The organism is Streptosporangium sp. G11, assembly GCF_051192615.1.
Classification (GTDB): Bacteria; Actinomycetota; Actinomycetes; order Streptosporangiales; family Streptosporangiaceae; genus Streptosporangium.
In genome coordinates this window covers 40,884-58,544 of record NZ_JBPJUQ010000021.1, presented here as the reverse complement: position 1 = coordinate 58,544, position 17,661 = coordinate 40,884, and the positions used below count along the sequence as shown (strand labels likewise).

The window sequence follows — 17,661 nt, the reverse complement described above, 5'->3', positions numbered from 1 at the left end:
GTCACTACCAGATCGGTAGTGACTCACAGAGTGAGGCGGCTGGCATGAGTGATCTGACCGGCAGGACGGCTCTCGTGACGGGAGCGTCGCGCGGCATCGGGCGGGCGATCGCGGCCGGGCTGGCGGCGAAGGGGGCGGCGGTCGTCGTGCACTTCGGCACGGACGAGGACGGTGCGACGGCGACGGTCGGCGAGATCGAACGCAGGGGTGGAACCGCGTTCGCCGTCGGGGCGGAGCTGGGCGTGGACGGCGACGTCGAGACACTCTTCGCGGGAGTCGAGGCCGGCCTGGCCGGGCGGCCACTCGACATCCTCGTCAACAACGCGGCGGCCGCTCCCGCCGGCCCGCTCGGAGTCACGACGCGGACGGAGTTCGACCACCTCTTCGCGGTGAACGTGCGAGCGCCCTACTTCATCATCCAGCGAGCACTGCCACTGTTCCGCGACGGCGGCCGCATCGTCACGATCTCGTCCGTGGCGACCCGGATGGCCAACCCCACCCAGACGTCCTTCGCCATGACGAAGGGCGCGGTCGAGACGATGAGCATGACCCTGGCCAACGAGCTCGGAGTCCGGGGGATCACGGTGAACGCGGTCGCTCCCGGCGCCACCCGGACGGCGACCAACGGATCGTTCTTCGAGGCGCCGGGCCTGGCCGAACTCATCGCCGGAACGACGGCGCTCGGTCGCCTGGGCGGGCCCGACGACGTCGCCGACGTGGTCGCGTTCCTCGCCTCCGACGCGGCGCGCTGGATCACCGGTCAGGTCGTCGACGCGAGTGGTGGCCTGTTCCTCGGACCGCGCGCCTGACCGCCGGTCGTCGACGACGGCCGCGGACGTACGCGCCGTACGTTCCCGGCGCGGCCGCGCCGTCCTCGACGTCAGACGTGCCGTAGCCGGCGCGCGGCCTCCGTGAGCTCCGTGAGGTCGTTGGCGGCCGCGAACCCGAGGCGCAGGAAAGCCGCGGGGGGCTCGGCGGCGAAGTATCGGCGGCCGGCGCTGACGGCGACCTCGTGCCGGCGGGCGGCGCCGGCGATCACCGTGTCGTCGGTGCCGGGCGGCAGGCGGATCCACAGGTGCAGCCCGCCCGCGGGGGGCTGGGTGACGGTCCAGTCCGGACGCTCGCGCGTGACGGCGGCCGCCAGCTCCGCGCAGCGTTCCCGCAGCGCCAGGGTCAGCGCGCGAACGTGCCGATCCCACGCGGGGGAACCGACCAGCTCCAGGGCGGTCTCCTGCAACGGGCGGGTGACGAAGAAGTCGTCGACCATCCGGACCGCTCTCATCCGCTCCATCACGGGCCCGCGGGCCGCCAGCGCCCCGATGCGCAGGCTGGGTGCCGCGGGTTTGGTGAGCGAGGTCAGGTAGACGACCGTGCCGTCACGGTCGTCGGCCGCCAGCGGCCGCGGCACCCGCCCGCCGTGGCCGAGGTACCGCGCGAAGTCGTCCTCGACGACGAAGGCGCCCGCGGCCCGGGCCACGTCGACGACATGCCGGCGGCGCTCGGGCGCCAGCACGACGCCGGTCGGATTGTGGTAGGTCGGCTGGCAGTAGAACACCCGCGCGCCGGTCATGGCGAACGCTTCGGCCAGCAGGTCGGGTCTGACCCCGTCGTCGTCCAGGGGGACGGGTACCGGGCGCAGCCCGGCGGCCCGGGCGGCGGCCAGCGCGCCCGGATAGGTGGGCGACTCCACCAGGATCGGGCTGCCCGGCCCGGCGATGGCCCGGAACGCCATGGACAGGGCGCTCTGCCCGCCGGCGGTGACCAGCACGTCGTCGGGCGTCATGCCGCCGCCGGCCATGCCGGCGAACACGGCCCGAAGCGCCGCCAGGCCGTTCGCCGGGGCGCGGTCCCAGGCGTCGGGGCGGCGCGCCGCGCGTGCCAGCGCCGCGCTCAGCGGCCGGGTCGGTCGCAGTGACCGGTGCAGGTAACCGCCGTCCAACATGATCGTCCCGGCGGGTGGCGGCCCGAGCGCGTCGGTGAGCGGGCCGGTGTCGACGGCGCGGTCGGTGAGCGCGACCGTCTGCCAGACCGTGTCGGCGGCCCCGGCGCCGGTCCGGGTGCGCGGTGCCACGAAGGTACCGCTGCCCGGACGGGTGAGCACGGCGCCCTCGGCGGCCAGCACGGCGATCGCGCGCGAGACGGTCCCCGGGCCGACCCGGTAGCGCTGGGTCAGCTCCCGGCTGCTCGGCAGGCGGTCGCCCGGCGACAGCCCGGTCAGCAGCGCGCGCAGGCTGGTCACCAGCGTTGCAGAAGTGCTACCGTCTTCCATGAGAGATGACAGTAGCACTTCTGTCCCCCGTGGAGAATCACTACCGGACATCGCCGCTCTGCGAGCCGACACCCCCGGCTGCGAGCAGGTCGTCCACTTCAACAACGCCGGCTGCGGGCTGCTGGCCGCGCCCGTGCTGGCCACGATGCTCGACCACCTGAACCTGGAGGCGCGGATCGGCGGTTACGAGGCCTCGGCGGCCCGGGCGGCCGAGGTCCGCGGGTTCTACACCGAGATCGCCGCCCTGATCAACTGCGAGCCCGGTAACGTCGCCTTCGCCGGCAGCGCCACGCACGCTTTCGCCACCGCCCTGTCGGCGATCCCGTTCCAGGCCGGCGACGTCATCCTCACCACCCGCAACGACTTCATCTCCAACCAGATCGCCTTCCTGTCGCTGCGCAAGCGGTTCGGCGTGGAGATCGTGCACGCGCCCGACACCCCCGAGGGCGGGGTGGACGTGGCGGCGATGGCCGCGCTGATGCGCGCGCACCACCCCCGGCTGGTGACCGCCACCCACATCCCCACCAACTCCGGCCTGGTCCAGCCCGTCGCCGAGATCGGCCGGCACTGCCGCGAGCTGGACCTGCTGTACCTGGTCGACGCCTGCCAGTCGGTCGGCCAGTACCCCGTCGACGTGGCCGAGATCGGCTGCGACATGCTCACCGCCACCTGCCGCAAGTTCCTGCGCGGCCCCCGCGGCTCGGGCTTTCTGTACGTGTCCGACCGGGTCCTGCGCGCCGGCTACGAGCCGCTGTTCATCGACATGCACGGCGCCCGCTGGATCGAGCCGGGCCGTTACCAGCCCGCCGAGTCCGCGGCCCGGTTCGAGGAGTGGGAGTTCCCCTACGCGACCGTGCTCGGCTGCGCCGCCGCCGCGCGCTACGCCCGCCAGGTCGGCATCGACGTCATCGCGAGCCGTTCCCCGGTGCTCGCCGCCCGGCTGCGCGGCGGGCTCGACGCCATTCCCGGCGTGCGAGCGCTCGACCACGGCCCGCAGCTGAGCGCCATCGTCACCTTCGCCGTCGAGGGTTGGCAGCCGCAGCCGTTCAAGGCGGCGATGGACGCGCGGCGCGTCAACTCGGCGCTCAGCTTCCGCGAGTTCGCGCAGTTCGACTTCGGCGACAAGGACGTCGACTGGTGCCTGCGGCTGTCGCCGCACTACTACAACACCGAGGAGGAGGTGGACCAGGTCGTCGCCGCGGTCGCGGAGCTGGGCGACGCCGGCGGGCGCGTCCACCGCTCTTCGGGTGACCGGCGGCGAGAGCGGTGACGGCCCTGCCCGGGTCACGGCTGGAGCTGAACCCGCGCGGACGTTCCTCACCCCCGGCCCCGGTGGCGACGACCGTCCACGTCCACGGCGTCAGTCCCGCGGCTTGCGCCAGGTGATGCTGTAGCGCAACAGCAGGTGGCGGCGGTACCGGGAGCCGGGCAGGACATCGGCGGCCAGCGCTCGCATCTGCGGGTAGGTCATCGGCGGCGGCCACACCATGGGCGACGGATGCTCCCAGTGGCCCTTCGCGGCGCGGTGGAAGGCGCTGGCGGCGACGCCGGCCAGGTCGCGCGGCAGGTCGTTGGGCATGGTGGCGCGGGCGAGGCCGACGACGGCCAGGACGCCGCCGGGGCACAGCAGGTCGCGCATGCGGGCCAATCCGGTGGCGGCGTCCATGTGGTGAAGGGTGGCCACGGACGCGATGACGTCGAACGAGGCGGGCTCGAAGGAGTGGGTGAGGAAGTCGCCGAGGATGTAGTCGACGTCGCCCGGGTGCTCGCGGGCCTGGTCGATGCTGGGCGCGTCGAGGTCGATGCCGGTGACGTGCGGCACGGTTCGCCGGAGTTCGCGGGTGAGCATGCCCTCGCCGCAGCCGACGTCGAGGGCGCGCCGGGCATCATCGGGGACCACGCGGAGGATGCGGGGGTGGTAATGGATGTTGTGGTTCCATCGCCTGCCGTTCTTCGCTGTCATGTGATCATTCTGCCGAATGTTCGGCTACGGCTCCTTTCTTGGTGATCGTCCCGATGCCGCTGATCGTCCGTCGTGCGCGACCGCACCCCGTACCGAGGCCTCCATCACCCGCTGACGCGCGGCTGGGCGAACCGTGCCGCCCGCCGGCGATCGGGCCTCAGCCGAGGTCGGGGTGGGGGACGTAGCGGTCGAGGCGGATCAGGGAGAGAGCGCTGTCGTCGGCCATGAACGTGTCCAGGTCGCCGATCCTCCACCCGGCCTCGATCAGCGGCGATACGAGCGGGTGCACTCCCGGCACCGCGATCCGGGCCACTCTCGGCGTCGTCTCGGCACCGCTCGCCCGGGTGGTCGCGGCGAGCGCGCCGAGCACCGCCTCCGTGCAGTCTCGTGGTGTCGCACCGCCGGCCGGGCCGATCACGACCTCGTCGCCGCTCACCCGGGCGAAGGCGTATCCCTGGCCGGTCGCATGCCGCGTGACGCCCGGCGTGGAGGCGTACCAGGCGAGTGTGTCCGCCCGCGCCCCGCCCCCGGCGTGCGCGTCGAGCTCCGCGATCTCTTCCAGGCGCGCCTCCCGGACCGGTGGGCCGGGCAGTCCTGTGGCGGGACCGGTCAGGTAGAGCAGCGGGCACCAGGCGCGTAGTCCGTACCGGATGTACAGGCTCATTGCGCGGGGGTCCGAGGAGGCGAACGTGACCTTCGGCCCGTCTCCTGCCAGTAGTTCGGCCAGGAGGGTGCGGCCCACCCCGGACGATTGATGCTCGGGCAGCACGAACAGGTCGCCCAGGTGGGTGATGGCGCCGCGGCGCAGCGTACCGCCGAAACCCCGGGCCTGGTCGTCCGCCGTGGGGGCGAGGACGAGCGTGCCGAAGGCACGTTCGGCATCGAGGAAGTCGCGGGTCGAAGGCCAGCCCCGCAGAAGCCCGAACCGCGCGGCCACCGCCCGCACGGCGGGCATGTCGTCCTCTTCCGCGCCCCGCGTCATGCTCTCCGCCACTTCTCCTCCACACCTTTCCGAGAACCCAAGTGACCATCGGGAAGGTACGCCCTTTCCCGGCCGATCTACGGATCCCAAGCATTGTTCCCCTCGCGATCCAGGCCGGCCGCCTGGCCTGGTGGCCGTAGGTCCACGCCATCGGCTGCATGATCTTGTCTCTGAACCGCGGCTTCGACGTGATGGCCAAGGGGGTATTGACGGCGCGACTCTCGACGCCGCGGCCGAGCAGGCCTTCCGGGGCCTGCCGTTGACGTCGCAGTATCGGACGCGTCGGCGACTCTGACGATCGGGCCGCGCCGGCGGTGTTCTGCTGTGGCGCCTTTGGCCTTGGCCGGTCGCCCGACGGCGGGAAGCGGGAAGGCGGGAAGGCGGCGAACTCGTCGTAATCGGGCTGTCGGTAAGAAGCGGTCACCAGGTGCCCGCGACCGTGTCGAGCTTGGTGTCACCCTCTGGTTCTTCGCTCAGTTCGAGGGACCTTCGCGTCCGCCGGGCGTCGCGACGGATGAGGCGCGCAGGCCGGCGAGCTGGGTTTCAAGGCCGTCGAGGAGCGCCTGGAGGCCGAACTCGAAGGTCTGGTCGGGGGCGGCGGCGTAGTCGGTACCCGGCGGCGTTTCGAGGCGGGTGCGCAGCCGGGGGAAGCGCATGGCGACCTCGACCGCCTTGGCCATCGTGTCCTGGATGAGTGCCTCGGCGTCTCCGCCGTCCCGGTTCAGCCGCCTGGTCAGGGAGGCCATGGCCGAGGCGCCCAGGACGTTGCCCAGGACGAACGTGAAGACGGTGGCCGCGGCGCGGTCGGCCCGCGTGCCGGCGAAGCCGGCCGTCTCGTAGACGGCGAGGCTGTGGTCGTCGTGGCGTGCCTTGCCCAGGCCGTGGAAGAGGTGGGAGCCGAAGGCCTGGACGAGCCACGGGTGGCGGCTGAGCATCGCGTGCAGGCCGGTGGCCATCGTCGTGGCCGCCGTGCGCCAGTCGACCGCGTCGAGGTCGGGCAGCTCGACCTCGCCCCAGACGTGGTCGCCGGCGAGCTGGATGAGGTTGTCCTTGTTCTTGACGTGCCAGTAGACCGCTGTGGCGGCGGTGCCGAGCCGCTTGCCCAGGCTGCGCATGTTCAGGCCGTCCAGGCCCTCGTCGTCGAGCAACTCGATCGCGGTGCGGACGATCTGTTCGGTGGTCAGCGTGTCGCGCGGCATGCGCTCACGATAGGCCACCCGACGCGTCTTGCACAAAGTTCAAACGAGCTATTGCACTTAGTTCAATCAGTGCTCTACGTTCGACTTGAACTTAGTGCAAGTCGATGTGGCGCCGAGGGGCGCCCAACGAAGGAGACCGTCGTGAACGTTTTCGTCGCCGTCATGCAGCTGCTCGTCGCCGCGGCCTTCGTGAGTATCCCGCTGGTGCGGCACCGCTACGGGGCCACCGCGATGGCCGGCGCGCAGGCGGAGCTGGAGCGCCAGGGGGTGCGGCCCACCGTCCTGGCCGAGAACGGGATGAGGTTCGACGCCGGTGGCCACGAGACCGCGGCCCCGGTCACGGTCGCCGCGGTGATGGCGGCCCTGGCCGGGCTCAACGTGCTCGGCGGCGACTGGGCCGGCCCCCTGACCTGGATCTTCCAGTCGCTCGTCCTCGCCGCGAACTGCCTCATCCTCTACAGCCAGCTGACGGCCGAGAAGTCCGTGCGGGCCGCATTCCAGCGCAAGGGCGACCCGACGCTGGCGAGCATCGACGTGCCGGCCCTGCTCAAGGCGGCCGAGGACGGCTTCCCCGCCTGGACGTGGACCCTCCAGAACGTCCGGCACGCCGTGGTGTTCGGCGCCTCGATCCTCGCCCTGGCGGCGACGGCCATCGCCTGAGGCGCCGCGTCCTTCTGTCCGAATTCAGGTCAGCCGATACTGAATTCAGTGTGGACTGTAGTACAGCGCAGGCTGTAGCGTGAGGATATGTTGACCGCCGCGACTCGCCTGGACGCCATGGCTCGGCTGGGCAAAGCCCTGGCCGACCCGACCCGCTGCCGCATTCTCGTCGCCCTGCTGGAAGGGGCCGAGTACCCGGCTCGTCTCGCCGAACGTCTCGGGCTCACTCGCTCGAACGTCTCGAACCATCTGGCCTGCCTTCGGGGCTGCGGCCTGGTGGTCGGGATCGGCGAGGGACGCCAGACCCGTTACGAGATCGCCGATCGCCGGTTGGCGCATGCGATCGACGATCTCCTGGGGGTCGTCCTGGCCGTGGACGGCACCGAACCCTGCCTCGACGACGGACCGGGCGGGAAGTGCTGATGGGGGCCCTCACCCTCGGCCCCGGTCCTGCCCGCCGGGCGACCCTGCGGCGCCGTGTCCGGCTCCTGGTCGCCGCGACCATCACCTACAACGTGATCGAGGCGGTCGTCGCCGTCACCGCGGGGACCATCGCGTCCTCCGGGGCACTGGTCGCCTTCGGTCTCGATTCGGTGATCGAGGTGGCCTCGGCTGCCGCGGTCGCATGGCAGTTCTCCGGCGACGACCCTGAATCACGGGAACGCGTCGCCCTGCGGATCATCGCGTTCTCCTTTTTCGCGCTCGCCGCCTATGTCGCCGTTGATTCGTTCCTGAGTCTCACGAACGCCGAGACGCCCGTGCACTCCACGCCGGGCATCGTGCTCGCCGCGCTGAGCCTGGTGATCATGCCGTTCCTGTCGGCGGCCCAACGTCGTACCGGCCGTGAACTCGGTTCCGTGAGTGCGGTCGCCGACTCCAGGCAAACATTGCTGTGCACCTACCTGTCGGGGGTGCTGCTCGTCGGGCTGGTGCTCAACAGCCTGTTCGGCTGGTCCTGGGCCGATCCTGTCGCAGCCCTGGTCATCGCCGCCGTGGCGGTCAAGGAGGGGCGCGAAGCGTGGCGCGGAGACGGCTGCTGCGCCCCCAGCCCGGCTGCCTTTTCGGACGGTGACGACGAATGCGGTCGTGCGCCCGGTTGTTCTTGCCGCGCTCCTGCCGACGGCAAGCCGGAATGAGTCGCCTTCCTCGACCCAAGCCCTCGTACGGCCGCTCCCGCCCCGTGTCCAGGCGGGGGACCCGCGAGAAGCACCCGGAAACGAGGCTGATGTCGCCACCTTTCCCGGGAGCGGCGCGTGACCGACGTCGACCACTACCGCAGGCGTCGCGCTCGCAGGACCGCGTCGCGGGTGTGGTGTGTGCCGGAGGGGGGCGGGGTGGTTCGGGGGCGGGTCTCGTTGATCAGGACGGTCCAGTCGTCGTCGAGGAGCCGGGCGATGTCGTCGGGCCGGTAGTAGTCGGCGGGGTCGAAGCCCTGCTCTGGGCGCGGGGACAGATCGGCGGGGTCGTGGGTGGCGAAGAGCAGGGTGCCGCCGGGGGCGACGGCGTCGAGCAGGGCGCGCAGCGCGGCGTGGTCCGGCCGGCGGGCGAGCGGGAAGTACTGGACGGACACCAGGTCGAACGCGCCGGCCGGAGGTGGCGTGCTTGTCGGGTCGGCCCGTGCCCATGTCACGCGGTCCGTGACGTCCCTGGCCGCGGCGCGTCGCAGGGCGGTTTCGGAGATGTCGACCGCCGTGACGTGCCAGCCGTGCCGGGCCAGCCAGAGCGCGTCGGAGCCTTCGCCGCATCCGACGTCGAGCGCCCGTCCCGGCGGCAGGCCGGTGGCCTCGGCGACGAGCACCGCGTTCGGGTCGCCGCTGAAAACCTGGGGGCGGCTGCGGTACATCTCATCCCAGAACTGGGCGTCCATGGCTCTGTCCTCAGTGGGTGGTGGGTGGTGCGGGGGCCGAGCGGGATGCCGTGGTCTCTTCGGGGGCGCCGCCGGCCACCACGTCGTACCGGTGACCGCCGCTGAACTGGGAGTTTCGGGTCATCGCGGCCACCTCCGCCACCAACGTGCCCTCACCCGAGCCGTCTGGCAAAGTTCTTTGCGAAAAGTGCAAAACGTGGGCACAGTAAACGTATGGGTGATGATTTCGACTCCGTGCTGGCGGCGATCGGGCCCCGGCTGCGCGAGTTGCGGCGCCGCCGCGGTGTCACCCTGACCGCCCTGTCGGAGACCACCGGCATTTCGGTCAGCACTCTGTCTCGGCTGGAGTCCGGGCACCGCAAACCGGGCTTGGACCTGCTGCTGCCTCTGGCCAGGGCCTATCGGGTGCCGGTCGACGAGCTCGTCGGTGCCCCGGCCGATCTGGACCCCCGGGTGTATCCGAGGCCGCTCACCCGCAATGGCATGACCGTCGTCCCGCTGACCCGCAAGCCCGGCGGCCTGCAGGCGTTCAAGCACATCCTCCCCGCCGGTCTGACCGCCGGGCGCGAACCCGACCCCCGGTCGCACGAGGGATACCACTGGCTGTACGTCCTCAACGGACGGCTGCGCGTTTTGCTCGGCGACGAAGATCTCATCCTCACCGCCGGCGAGGTCGCCGAATTCGACACCCACCTCCCGCACTGGTTCGGCAACGCCGATGAGCGCCCGGTGGAGTTCCTCTCCATCCTCGGCCCCCAGGGCGAACGCGTCCACGTCAAGGCCCGCTACCGGCCCGACGACCTCCACCGCGCCTGAGCGACCCCGCGGCCGCGCGGGGGTACCGGTAGGACCGCCGGCACCCGGTACACGCGATCGCATTGGACGCCTGGCCGAGCGCACCAGGCCCGGTCCCCACATTGACGCGTGCTGATCTGACTATGTCTAGGGTGTTCTCGTGCCCGCCAAGCTGAATGCCAAGAAGACCCGCACCGCGTTGCGCACGTCGGCGCGCATCTCCCTGGAGATGCTGCTCGTCGTGCTGACGGCCTCGTTAGGCCTGTGGATCCTGGGTCAGATGTGGTCTGTCATCTGGCCGCTCGTGATCGCCCTGCTCCTCACCACGCTGACCTGGCCCGTGACCCGCTTCCTGCGCCGGCACGGCTGGCATCCCACCCTGGCCGCCTCGGCCGTGACCGTCCTCTTCCTCCTGGTCGCCGCCGGCATCGTGGTGCTGATCGCCGTCCCGGTGGCGTCCCAGTCCGGCGAGCTGGCCACCGGCGTGGCCAACGGCATCCAGCACCTGCGCGACTGGGCCGCCGGGCCGCCACTGAACATCGGCGACGACCAGCTCAGCAAGGCGCTCGACACCGCGGCCACCCGCATCCAGGCCAGCGTCGGCAGCATCGTCACCGCCACCGTCACCGGGCTGGGCACCGTGGTCAACGGCCTGATCACCACGGTTCTGGCGCTCTTCCTCATGTTCTTCTTCCTCAAGGACGGGCCGCGATTCCTGCCCTGGCTGACCCGCCAGCTGCCCGGCCGTCTCGCCACGGACGTGCCGACCGTGGCCAGGCGCGGCTGGGACACCCTCGGGTCGTTCGTTCTCTCCCAGGCCTTCGTGGGCCTGCTCGACGCCGTCTTCATCGGTCTCGGCCTGTGGATCGTGGGCGTGCCGCTGGTCCTTCCCCTGGCGGTCCTGACCTTCGTCTCGGCGTTCATCCCCATCATCGGAGCCCTGTTCGCCGGCTTCGTCGCGGTCCTCATCGCGCTGGTGTCCAACGGCCTGACGGACGCGCTGATCGTGCTCGCCATCATCATCGCCGTGCAGCAGCTCGAGGGGAACGTGTTCCAGCCCATGGTGCAGAGCCGCGGCCTCGGCCTGCACGCGGCGGTGATCCTGCTGGCGGTGACGCTGGGCGGCAGCCTGGCGGGCATCGTGGGCAGCCTGCTCGCCGTACCGGTCGCCGCCCTGATCGCCGTGGTGTGGAACTACCTCCGCGAACAGCTCAGCGACCCGCCCCAGGAGTCGAGGACCGGCAAACCGGAGACCGGCGAACCGGACGCCGGTGCGGCCGTCCCCGCGCCGAAGCCCACCTGACGCACGGGCCGGCCGGCCGGTGCCGGAGCGTGGGAGTGGTCTCCCACGCCTCGCCTCCCGTACGGCCCCCTACTTCTCCCGCGTCTCCTGCGGGACGTCCCTCCGATCGGCCGTGCCCGTGGCCCTGGCGTTGAGGACCACCAGCGCGAGCAGGACGAGCAACCCGGCGAAGGTCGCGGCCAGGCCCACCATCTCGGCGAACCAGCCGACCAGGACGGGGCCCAGCAGCAGTCCCGAGTAGGTCAGCGTGGTGAACCTGGCGAGCGCGGCGGCCGCGCCGAGACCCTCGGCGCCGCCGTGTCCCACCGCGCTGAAGATGAGGGGGAGCAGGACCGAGAGGCCGATTCCCACCACCGCGAAGCCCGCGATCGCGACGGCGATACCCGGGCTGGCCACGACCATCAGCAGGCCGCAGAGGGCGATGCCGCCGCTCACCCTGACCAGGGCGGGCGCGCCGTACCGCTCATGGAGGCGGTCCCCGACGAGGCGGCCGGCGGTCTGGCACAGGTTGAAGAACGTGTAGCCCAGCGAGGCCACGGCGAGGGTGGCGCCGCGATCCTCCAGGAGGAAGACGCCGCTCCAGTTGCCGACCGCGCCCTCGACGATCAGGATGATCGCGCCCATCGCGCCGAACATGAGCACCCGCGGGGTCCACCCGTCCCGCCACTTCACGCGGACCTTCTTCTCGCCCTCCTGGTTCGCGTGCCGGTCGGCCGAGGCGGGCAGCATCCACAGCCCGGTGACCAGCGCGAGGAGGGCCACGGCCACACCCAGCCACAGGAAGTGCGTCATGGGGGAGAGCCCGGCCTGGATGGCGAGGCCGCCCAGCACGGAGGCGGCCATCGCGCCGATGCTCCAGGCGGCGTGGCAGCGGTTCATGACGGGCCGTTTGAGCGCGCGTTCGACCGCGATGGCGTGGGCGTTCATGGAGACGTCGAGAAGCCCGTCGATCAGACCGAAGATCACCAACGCGACGGCGAGCTGGATCGGATCGTCGGCCAGCGCGAGGCCGACCAGGGACAGCGGCAGCGCCACCCCGGTCACCCGGGCGATCGGCGCGCTGCCGTACCGGGCCACCAGGCCACCGGCGAGCTGCATGGCGATCAGGGCCGAGACGGAGGGGACGACGAGCAGGAGGCCGAGCTGCCCGGCGGAGAGCTCGTGCTCCACCTTCAGCGAGGGAACCCTGATCAGGAAGCTGGCGTACGAGAGCCCCACGATCAGGAACGCGGCCATCGCGGCCAGGCGGGTCCGGCCCGCGGCTCGTGACATCGCCGCCCCGGGAGGCGTCTTCGGCGGCTCGTCCGCGGGGGAGTCCACGCCGGGCGTCTCTCCCGGAGGCAGTCCCCCCGACGCGGGCTGGGTGGTGTTCTCAGGCGCCGTCATCGCCGGCCCACTCCTTCATCCATCGGGGGTCCACCTTGTCCTCCCGGCGGATGAACCGCACGTCGGCGGAGACGCGCATGACGTCGGTCACGGTGTCGAGGGAGGCGTGCACCACATGCGGGCTGTGTACGGTCAGGTCGCCCGCCTCGTAGTCGCTCCACAGCCATCGCCGGCCGACGACGCGGGCCGTCAGCTGGAGGTCGTGGCTGATCGGCCGGGAGTCGTGGGCCCGATCACTCGCGGCCCGCGCCGCGTCGAACCGCTCGAGGGGCTCCCGATGCGAGCCCTCCAGGTAGACCAGGCCCCCGGTCTCCATCGGGCAGTCGCCGACGGGTATCCACATCGTGAGGACGCGCTCGCTGCCCTGGGACATGTAGGCGTGGTCGGTGTGAGCGCGGGAGGCCCGGAGCGAGCCCGCGTGGAAATGGCGCAGGATGCCCCGGGGCAGGAGCCGGACGGGACCGTCGAGCAGGGTCGCGGCCAGGTCCGTCAGGGCCGGTTGCCGGGCGAACGAGGCGAACCGCTCCGTACGCACGAAGTCGTAGGCCGGATGGTCCTTCACCCCGTGGGCGGGCAGCCCCTCCGGCGGGCGGCCGGAGAAGACGCCCTCCTCGGGGGTGGAGCCCGGCCTGAGCAGCTCTTCGGGGAACATCGACAGGTACGCCCCGCGCAGGGAGAGGACCGCCTCGCGGTCGAGGAACCCCCGCAGCAGCACCAGCCCGTCGTCGCGGAACCGCCGTCTCAGCGCCTCGGGGTCGCCGAGCAGCGCGCTGCTGTCGGGAAGCGGGGCGAACAGATCGTCGGTGAACGGTATGGGCACGCCGTTGGAGGAGACGGCTCGCCGGTCTCCGGGCATCAGTAGACCCCCTCGGTGATCTGGTCGGCGTCCTCCGCCTCGTAAGGTCCCACCCGCGCCACTCCGGGCCAGGGGAACCAGGGATGCGGCGGGGCGGAGATCGCGCTGTCCCGCTCCAGCAGGTTGGGCAGGAAGAGGTCCTCCAGGAGGGTCACCACCCTGATCCGGCCCCGCTCGCCCACGGCGACCTCCTGCCACACGTCGTCGGGCCTGACGACGTGCATGACCGCGAAGGGCGGCGGCAGATGGTAGCTGTGCGGCTCCGCCGGGGAGGGCGCGTCCCCCTGGAGGGCGTGTCCGGCGAGGGTGTTGCCGTAGGTGTCGATCCACTGGACCCCGTCCAGATACTCCTCCCGGAGATAGCGCGCCTCCTCGGGCGAGCAGGAGGTGCCACCGGTGCACACGGCGCGGACGCCGTACTCCGCGAGGGGCTTGTCCAGCGCCGGGGCCAGCGACATGAGCAGCCTGGCGGTCGTGAAGAGCAGGGTGATCCGCTCGTCGCGCAGGAGGTCGGCCGTCTGCGCGACGAGGTGGCCGACGTAGGCGTCGGCGCCGCCGGTGGTGCGAACCAGGTGCTTGACCCAGCGCGGGTCGAAGTCCACGGAGAAGACGGCCGCCCCCCAGCTGTCGCCGAGCAGCTTGACGAAGTGCCCGTAAGCGTGCGGGCCACTGGGCGTCATGGCCAGGATGTCGCCGCCGAGCAGGCCGCGGGCCTCCAGCATCACGCGGTACATCCGCACGTCGTAACCGGCGCGGGTCACATCGACGACGCGGTACGGAGGGCCGGACGTCCCGCCGGTCTCCACGACGCGGAACGGCCGCCCCGCGAATCCCCGGGGCACGAGGTCGCGCGCGCTCACCCCCCGCAGGTCGGTCTTGTCGAACAGCCCGAACAGGCGCAGGGAGGCGTAGTCCGTGACGTCGCGGATCGGGTCGAAGGGCAGGCGGTTCCCGCGCGCCAGCCAGAACGGTGAACCGGTCTCCTCGCCGAAGTGCCAGCTCATCATGCGCGCCGTCCACTCGTCGAGGGATTCGCGCATGGGGGGGATCTGCTCTCGCATGGCGTCCAGCAGGGAGCCGGCGGGCGGGGGATGACTGCTCGGGTTCAGGACGACACTCCTTCAGGGACGGTCGCGAAGCAGGCCGGGTGGACGAAGCGGGACCCGGCGGCGACGCCGCGCGCCCCCGCCTCGTCCGTGGAGACGACGACGGCGAGGGGGAAGGGCAGCTCGCAGCCGACGAGTGGATGGCCGACGTCGTCGACGTGGACGAGGGTGGGCGCGAGGAACGTCATCCCGCCCGACCTGACCAGGAGCGGCCGCCGGGTGAGGACGCGCCCGCCGGGAGCGAGCCGGTCGGAGACGAACGCGGCCATGCGCGCGGCGTCGGCCTCGGCCCACGACGCCTGCGGCCGGCGCGGGTCCGGCGGGTCGAGGGAGATGCCGTCGAGCACGGCCGCGACCCGGCGGGCGTCGGCCTCGGCCGCCCGCAGGAAGACCACCGTGCACACGCTGGTGCAGAAGCGGCCCGCGTCCCGCGCGATCCGCGCGGCGAGGTCCTCCGGATCCACCGGCTCCCGCGCGCCCACGATCACGCAGGCCCGGCCGGGGCCGCGCAGGTCGAGGGACGAGGTGTCCAGGGCCGGTTCGGCGGCCAGGCCGTCGCCGCCGTAGACGATCTGCCGGTCGGTCGCCCGGATCAGCGTGGGCAGGGCCCGGGGCGCGCTCGGGTAGTAGCCCAGCGTCTCGGGCGGCCAGCCCACGCTCAGCAGGGCCCCGAGCAGACGGGCCGACGACAGCGGCTCGCGCCTGCTGGGGCGGATCCAGACCGCCGCGCCGGACAGTGCCGCCTCCAGCACCCCTTCCAGGCAGGTGAAGGTGTTGGCGGGCAGGGAGACCAGGGTGAGCCCGCCGGAGTCGCGCGCGTCGGCCGACTCCTCCGCCAGCTCCTCCAGCCGCTCGCCGAGCATCGCCGACCAGCGTCGCACGAGGGCGGGGGGAAGGCCCGCCGTGGCGCGCATCGCCTCGTCGAACCCGCCGGCGTCCTGGACGCCGAGGGATTCGACGGGTACGCGGCCGTGCCGGAACAGCGCGACGGCCTCGCGGAGCAGTTCCAGGCGCCGGGCGCGGGAAGGCAGGGGCGTCGCGGCACGGCGTGCCCGCAGGCGCGCGCCGTCGTCGCGGATGAGGATCTCCGGGGCCAGGGAGAGCGGCGGGCCCCCGGGGACGGGCACGGTGTCCATCGACCGGTACCACCGTCCCGCGCGCAGCAGGGGCAGGACCGTCTCGCCGGTCACGAGAGCGCGTCCCGCAGCGCGCGGACGACCCGCTCCTGCTGGGCGCGTGTCATGCCGGGGAAGAGCGGCAGGCAGATGTGGCGGGAGGTGAACGCCTCGGCGTGCGGGAAGGACCGGTCCCCGAAGCGCCGGGCGAAGTATGGCTGGCGGTGGAGCGGGACGTCGTACACCTCGCCCGCCAGCCGTACCCCCTCGGCGCGGAGACGCCGCTTGAGCGCCGTGCGGTCGACGCCCTCCGGCAGCAGGGCGAGATACTTGTAGTGGTTGGCCGCGCACCCCTCGGGCACGGCGGGTCGGGTCAGGGAGGGCACGCCCGTCAGGCCGTCGTCGTACCAGGCGGCCAGCACCGTGCGCTCGGCCAGTACCTCCGCCAGCCGGGCCAGATGGGTCAGGCCCACCGCCGCGTGCAGCTCGCTCATGCGCCAGTTGCTGCCGAGATCGTCGTGGAGGTTCTCCTCGAAGGACCGCTTGCCGTGGTCGCGCAGGTGCATGATCCGCTTCAGGTCGGTCCCGTCCGCGCTGAGCAGGCCGCCCTCGCCACTGGTGATGATCTTGGTGGGGTAGAGCGAGAAGGCGGCCAGCCGGCCGAAGGTGCCCGCCTGGCGCCCGTGCAGCGACGATCCGAGGGCGTGGGCGGCGTCCTCGACGACGGCGACGCCCTGCCGGTCGCACTCGGCCAGCACTTCGGCCAGCGAGTCGGCGATGACACCGGCGATGTGCACGGGCACGACCGCGGCCACGTCCTCGTGGGCGGCCAGGGCGGCGCGCAGCCCCGCGGGGTCCATGCCGAGACCGTCCGGCTCCATGTCGACGAAGTCGACCCGGGCACCGGCGCGGACGGCACTGGCCGCGGTCGCGAAGAAGGTGTTGGCCGGGACCAGGACCGTGCGTCCCTCGACCCCGACGATCCGCAGGGCGATCTCCAGGGCCGAGGAGCCCGAGCTCACCGCCGCGGTGCCGCGCCCGATCTCCCGGCTCGCGAGCGCCTCCAGCCGGGTGCCGCGCGTTCCGAGCGTCAGCGACCCGGAGGCCAGGGCGTCGTCGACCAGGTCCAGGATGTCCAGGCGTGCCCGGACGTCGAAACCCACCTTGGCCGCGGGCACGTCCGGAGCGCCGGTGGCGGGCTCGGCCAGGGAACGGGTGAAGAAGTCCGCCGCCTCGGCCAGGCCGGTGCCGTGGCCCATGGGCAGCGGCAGGATCTCGGCCGTGCCGTGGGCGCTCACGATCCGCTCGCCGGCGCTCTTGGCGTCGCCGGGATCGAGGCGCCCGTCGGCCGTGCCGTACTGGACCTGCAGGGGAGCCGGGGCCAGCGCCGCGTACAGGTCGGGGAGGTCGGCGTGGCGCAGGATGGACGGCAGGGCGACGTACTGGTTCCAGGCCAGCGACCGGCCGATCATCGTCTCGTACGTGCCCAGATGGCTGGCGGCGCACAGCGGGAGCGGCTCCTCCCGCAGCAGCGCGGCGTGCAGCGCCACGGCCGCGCCCATGCTGTGCCCGAACAGGCCGACCCGCCCGGGGGCCACGTCCGGGTGCGCGAGCAGCCAGTCGAGCGCGGCCCCCGCGTCCTCCGCCAGCGCCCCGAGGAGGCTCCCGCCGCGCAGCCGCAGCGTGCCGTCCAGCACGTCGCCCGGGTCGCGCCCGCCCAGCGTGGCCGGCTCGGCCCACCGGTCGAGGCCGTGGTCGAGGGTGAGCGTCAGGAAGCCGGCCCGGGTCAGGTGCGCGGCGACGTCGCGGCCGGGGTGGTCGGGAGGCAGGAGCCCGGTGACCCGTTCCAGGGTGGCGTTGCGCCCCGCGCAGACCAATACGGCCGGCCACGGTCCCGGGCCCGGCGGGGCCAGCATGACCGCGCGCAGATCCCGGCGCCCTTCGTGCTCGAAGAGGTAGTGGTCCACCCGCGGCTCCCCGCCCTCCTGCCTGCGGGTGGAGCGCACGCGAAGGGCCACCCGCCGGGTGGCGGCCAGCCTGGCCACCGCCCGGCGCACCTGGCCGTTACGGACGGCCTGGTCCGGCGCGGGAGAGCCGGGGACGGGATCGACCGGGGAGTGGCCGAGGTGGTGGAACCGGTCGATCGACGTCAACGCGAGC

General features: G+C 72.4%; 17 protein-coding genes. 7 read left to right on the top strand and 10 right to left on the bottom strand.

Going from position 1 to position 17,661, the window contains the following annotated elements:
* The first annotated feature begins 44 nt into the window (after window positions 1-44).
* On the top strand, window positions 45-809 hold the full coding sequence (locus tag ACSDR0_RS21055) for an SDR family oxidoreductase (protein WP_435290562.1): 765 nt from the start codon (window positions 45-47) through the stop codon (window positions 807-809).
* 71 nt (window positions 810-880) lie between these two features.
* Here the strand turns inward: ACSDR0_RS21055 and ACSDR0_RS21050 are convergent, their stop codons facing one another.
* A complete protein-coding gene (locus tag ACSDR0_RS21050) occupies window positions 881-2,269 on the bottom strand; it encodes a PLP-dependent aminotransferase family protein (protein ID WP_435290561.1) in 1,389 nt (462 codons plus the stop codon).
* Between ACSDR0_RS21050 and ACSDR0_RS21045 the strand changes: the two genes are divergently transcribed.
* Window positions 2,268-3,539 carry an aminotransferase class V-fold PLP-dependent enzyme gene (locus ACSDR0_RS21045; RefSeq protein WP_435290560.1) on the top strand — a complete coding sequence of 424 codons (1,272 nt, stop codon included), beginning with the start codon at window positions 2,268-2,270 and terminating at the stop codon, window positions 3,537-3,539. The two genes, ACSDR0_RS21050 and ACSDR0_RS21045, sit on opposite strands and share 2 nt — an antisense overlap.
* Window positions 3,540-3,629: 90 nt before the next feature.
* On the opposite strand, the gene ACSDR0_RS21040 is transcribed toward ACSDR0_RS21045, so the two are convergent.
* From ACSDR0_RS21040 to ACSDR0_RS21030, 3 genes are all read right to left on the bottom strand, one after another.
* Window positions 3,630-4,232: a class I SAM-dependent methyltransferase gene (locus ACSDR0_RS21040; RefSeq protein WP_435290559.1), complete on the bottom strand. Its 603-nt coding sequence runs from the start codon at window positions 4,230-4,232 to the stop codon at window positions 3,630-3,632.
* 157 nt (window positions 4,233-4,389) lie between these two features.
* On the bottom strand, window positions 4,390-5,226 hold the full coding sequence (locus tag ACSDR0_RS21035) for a GNAT family N-acetyltransferase (protein ID WP_435290558.1): 837 nt from the start codon (window positions 5,224-5,226) through the stop codon (window positions 4,390-4,392).
* Between the two features lie 461 nt (window positions 5,227-5,687).
* Window positions 5,688-6,413 (bottom strand): TetR/AcrR family transcriptional regulator, encoded by a 726-nt coding sequence (locus ACSDR0_RS21030; protein ID WP_435290557.1) that lies wholly within the window; start codon window positions 6,411-6,413, stop codon window positions 5,688-5,690.
* A gap of 141 nt (window positions 6,414-6,554) precedes the next feature.
* Here ACSDR0_RS21030 and ACSDR0_RS21025 point away from each other — a divergent pair, with 141 nt between their 5' ends.
* The 3 genes from ACSDR0_RS21025 (at window position 6,555) to ACSDR0_RS21015 (ending at window position 8,209) form a co-directional block, all read left to right on the top strand.
* A complete protein-coding gene (locus ACSDR0_RS21025; protein ID WP_435290556.1) occupies window positions 6,555-7,073 on the top strand; it encodes a hypothetical protein in 519 nt (172 codons plus the stop codon).
* Window positions 7,074-7,160: 87 nt separating this feature from the next.
* On the top strand, window positions 7,161-7,496 hold the full coding sequence (cmtR, locus tag ACSDR0_RS21020) for a Cd(II)/Pb(II)-sensing metalloregulatory transcriptional regulator CmtR (protein ID WP_435290555.1): 336 nt from the start codon (window positions 7,161-7,163) through the stop codon (window positions 7,494-7,496).
* On the top strand, window positions 7,496-8,209 hold the full coding sequence (locus ACSDR0_RS21015) for a cation transporter (protein WP_435290554.1): 714 nt from the start codon (window positions 7,496-7,498) through the stop codon (window positions 8,207-8,209). The genes cmtR and ACSDR0_RS21015 overlap by 1 nt, the downstream gene beginning before the upstream one ends.
* 134 nt (window positions 8,210-8,343) lie before the next feature.
* Here the strand turns inward: ACSDR0_RS21015 and ACSDR0_RS21010 are convergent, their stop codons facing one another.
* Window positions 8,344-8,940 carry a class I SAM-dependent methyltransferase gene (locus ACSDR0_RS21010; RefSeq protein ID WP_435290553.1) on the bottom strand — a complete coding sequence of 199 codons (597 nt, stop codon included), beginning with the start codon at window positions 8,938-8,940 and terminating at the stop codon, window positions 8,344-8,346.
* Window positions 8,941-9,153: 213 nt separating this feature from the next.
* On the opposite strand from ACSDR0_RS21010, the gene ACSDR0_RS21005 reads away from it, so the two are divergent.
* Both ACSDR0_RS21005 and ACSDR0_RS21000 read left to right on the top strand, forming a co-directional pair.
* Window positions 9,154-9,756, top strand: a complete 603-nt coding sequence (locus tag ACSDR0_RS21005) for a helix-turn-helix domain-containing protein (protein ID WP_435290552.1) — start codon at window positions 9,154-9,156, stop codon at window positions 9,754-9,756.
* A 139-nt stretch (window positions 9,757-9,895) separates the two neighbouring features.
* Window positions 9,896-11,038: an AI-2E family transporter gene (locus ACSDR0_RS21000; protein WP_435290551.1), complete on the top strand. Its 1,143-nt coding sequence runs from the start codon at window positions 9,896-9,898 to the stop codon at window positions 11,036-11,038.
* Between the two features lie 69 nt (window positions 11,039-11,107).
* Here ACSDR0_RS21000 and ACSDR0_RS20995 read toward each other — a convergent pair whose 3' ends face one another.
* Genes ACSDR0_RS20995 through ACSDR0_RS20975 form a run of 5 tightly spaced genes read right to left on the bottom strand, consistent with a single transcriptional unit; the run spans window position 11,108 to window position 17,654 of the window.
* Window positions 11,108-12,424, bottom strand: a complete 1,317-nt coding sequence (locus ACSDR0_RS20995) for an MFS transporter (RefSeq protein ID WP_435290550.1) — start codon at window positions 12,422-12,424, stop codon at window positions 11,108-11,110.
* Window positions 12,411-13,280 carry a phytanoyl-CoA dioxygenase family protein gene (locus ACSDR0_RS20990; RefSeq protein WP_435290549.1) on the bottom strand — a complete coding sequence of 290 codons (870 nt, stop codon included), beginning with the start codon at window positions 13,278-13,280 and terminating at the stop codon, window positions 12,411-12,413. Before ACSDR0_RS20990 ends, ACSDR0_RS20995 begins: the two co-directional genes overlap by 14 nt.
* The gene (locus ACSDR0_RS20985) at window positions 13,280-14,341 is read right to left on the bottom strand and encodes a hypothetical protein (RefSeq protein WP_435290548.1); all 1,062 of its coding nucleotides are present in this window, start codon (window positions 14,339-14,341) and stop codon (window positions 13,280-13,282) included. Before ACSDR0_RS20985 ends, ACSDR0_RS20990 begins: the two co-directional genes overlap by 1 nt.
* Before the next feature lie 44 nt (window positions 14,342-14,385).
* Window positions 14,386-15,576, bottom strand: coding sequence for a hypothetical protein (locus tag ACSDR0_RS20980; RefSeq protein ID WP_435290547.1), 1,191 nt, complete (start codon window positions 15,574-15,576; stop codon window positions 14,386-14,388).
* Window positions 15,573-17,654 carry a DegT/DnrJ/EryC1/StrS family aminotransferase gene (locus tag ACSDR0_RS20975; RefSeq protein ID WP_435290546.1) on the bottom strand — a complete coding sequence of 694 codons (2,082 nt, stop codon included), beginning with the start codon at window positions 17,652-17,654 and terminating at the stop codon, window positions 15,573-15,575. Before ACSDR0_RS20975 ends, ACSDR0_RS20980 begins: the two co-directional genes overlap by 4 nt.
* Between the last annotated feature and the right edge of the window lie 7 nt (window positions 17,655-17,661).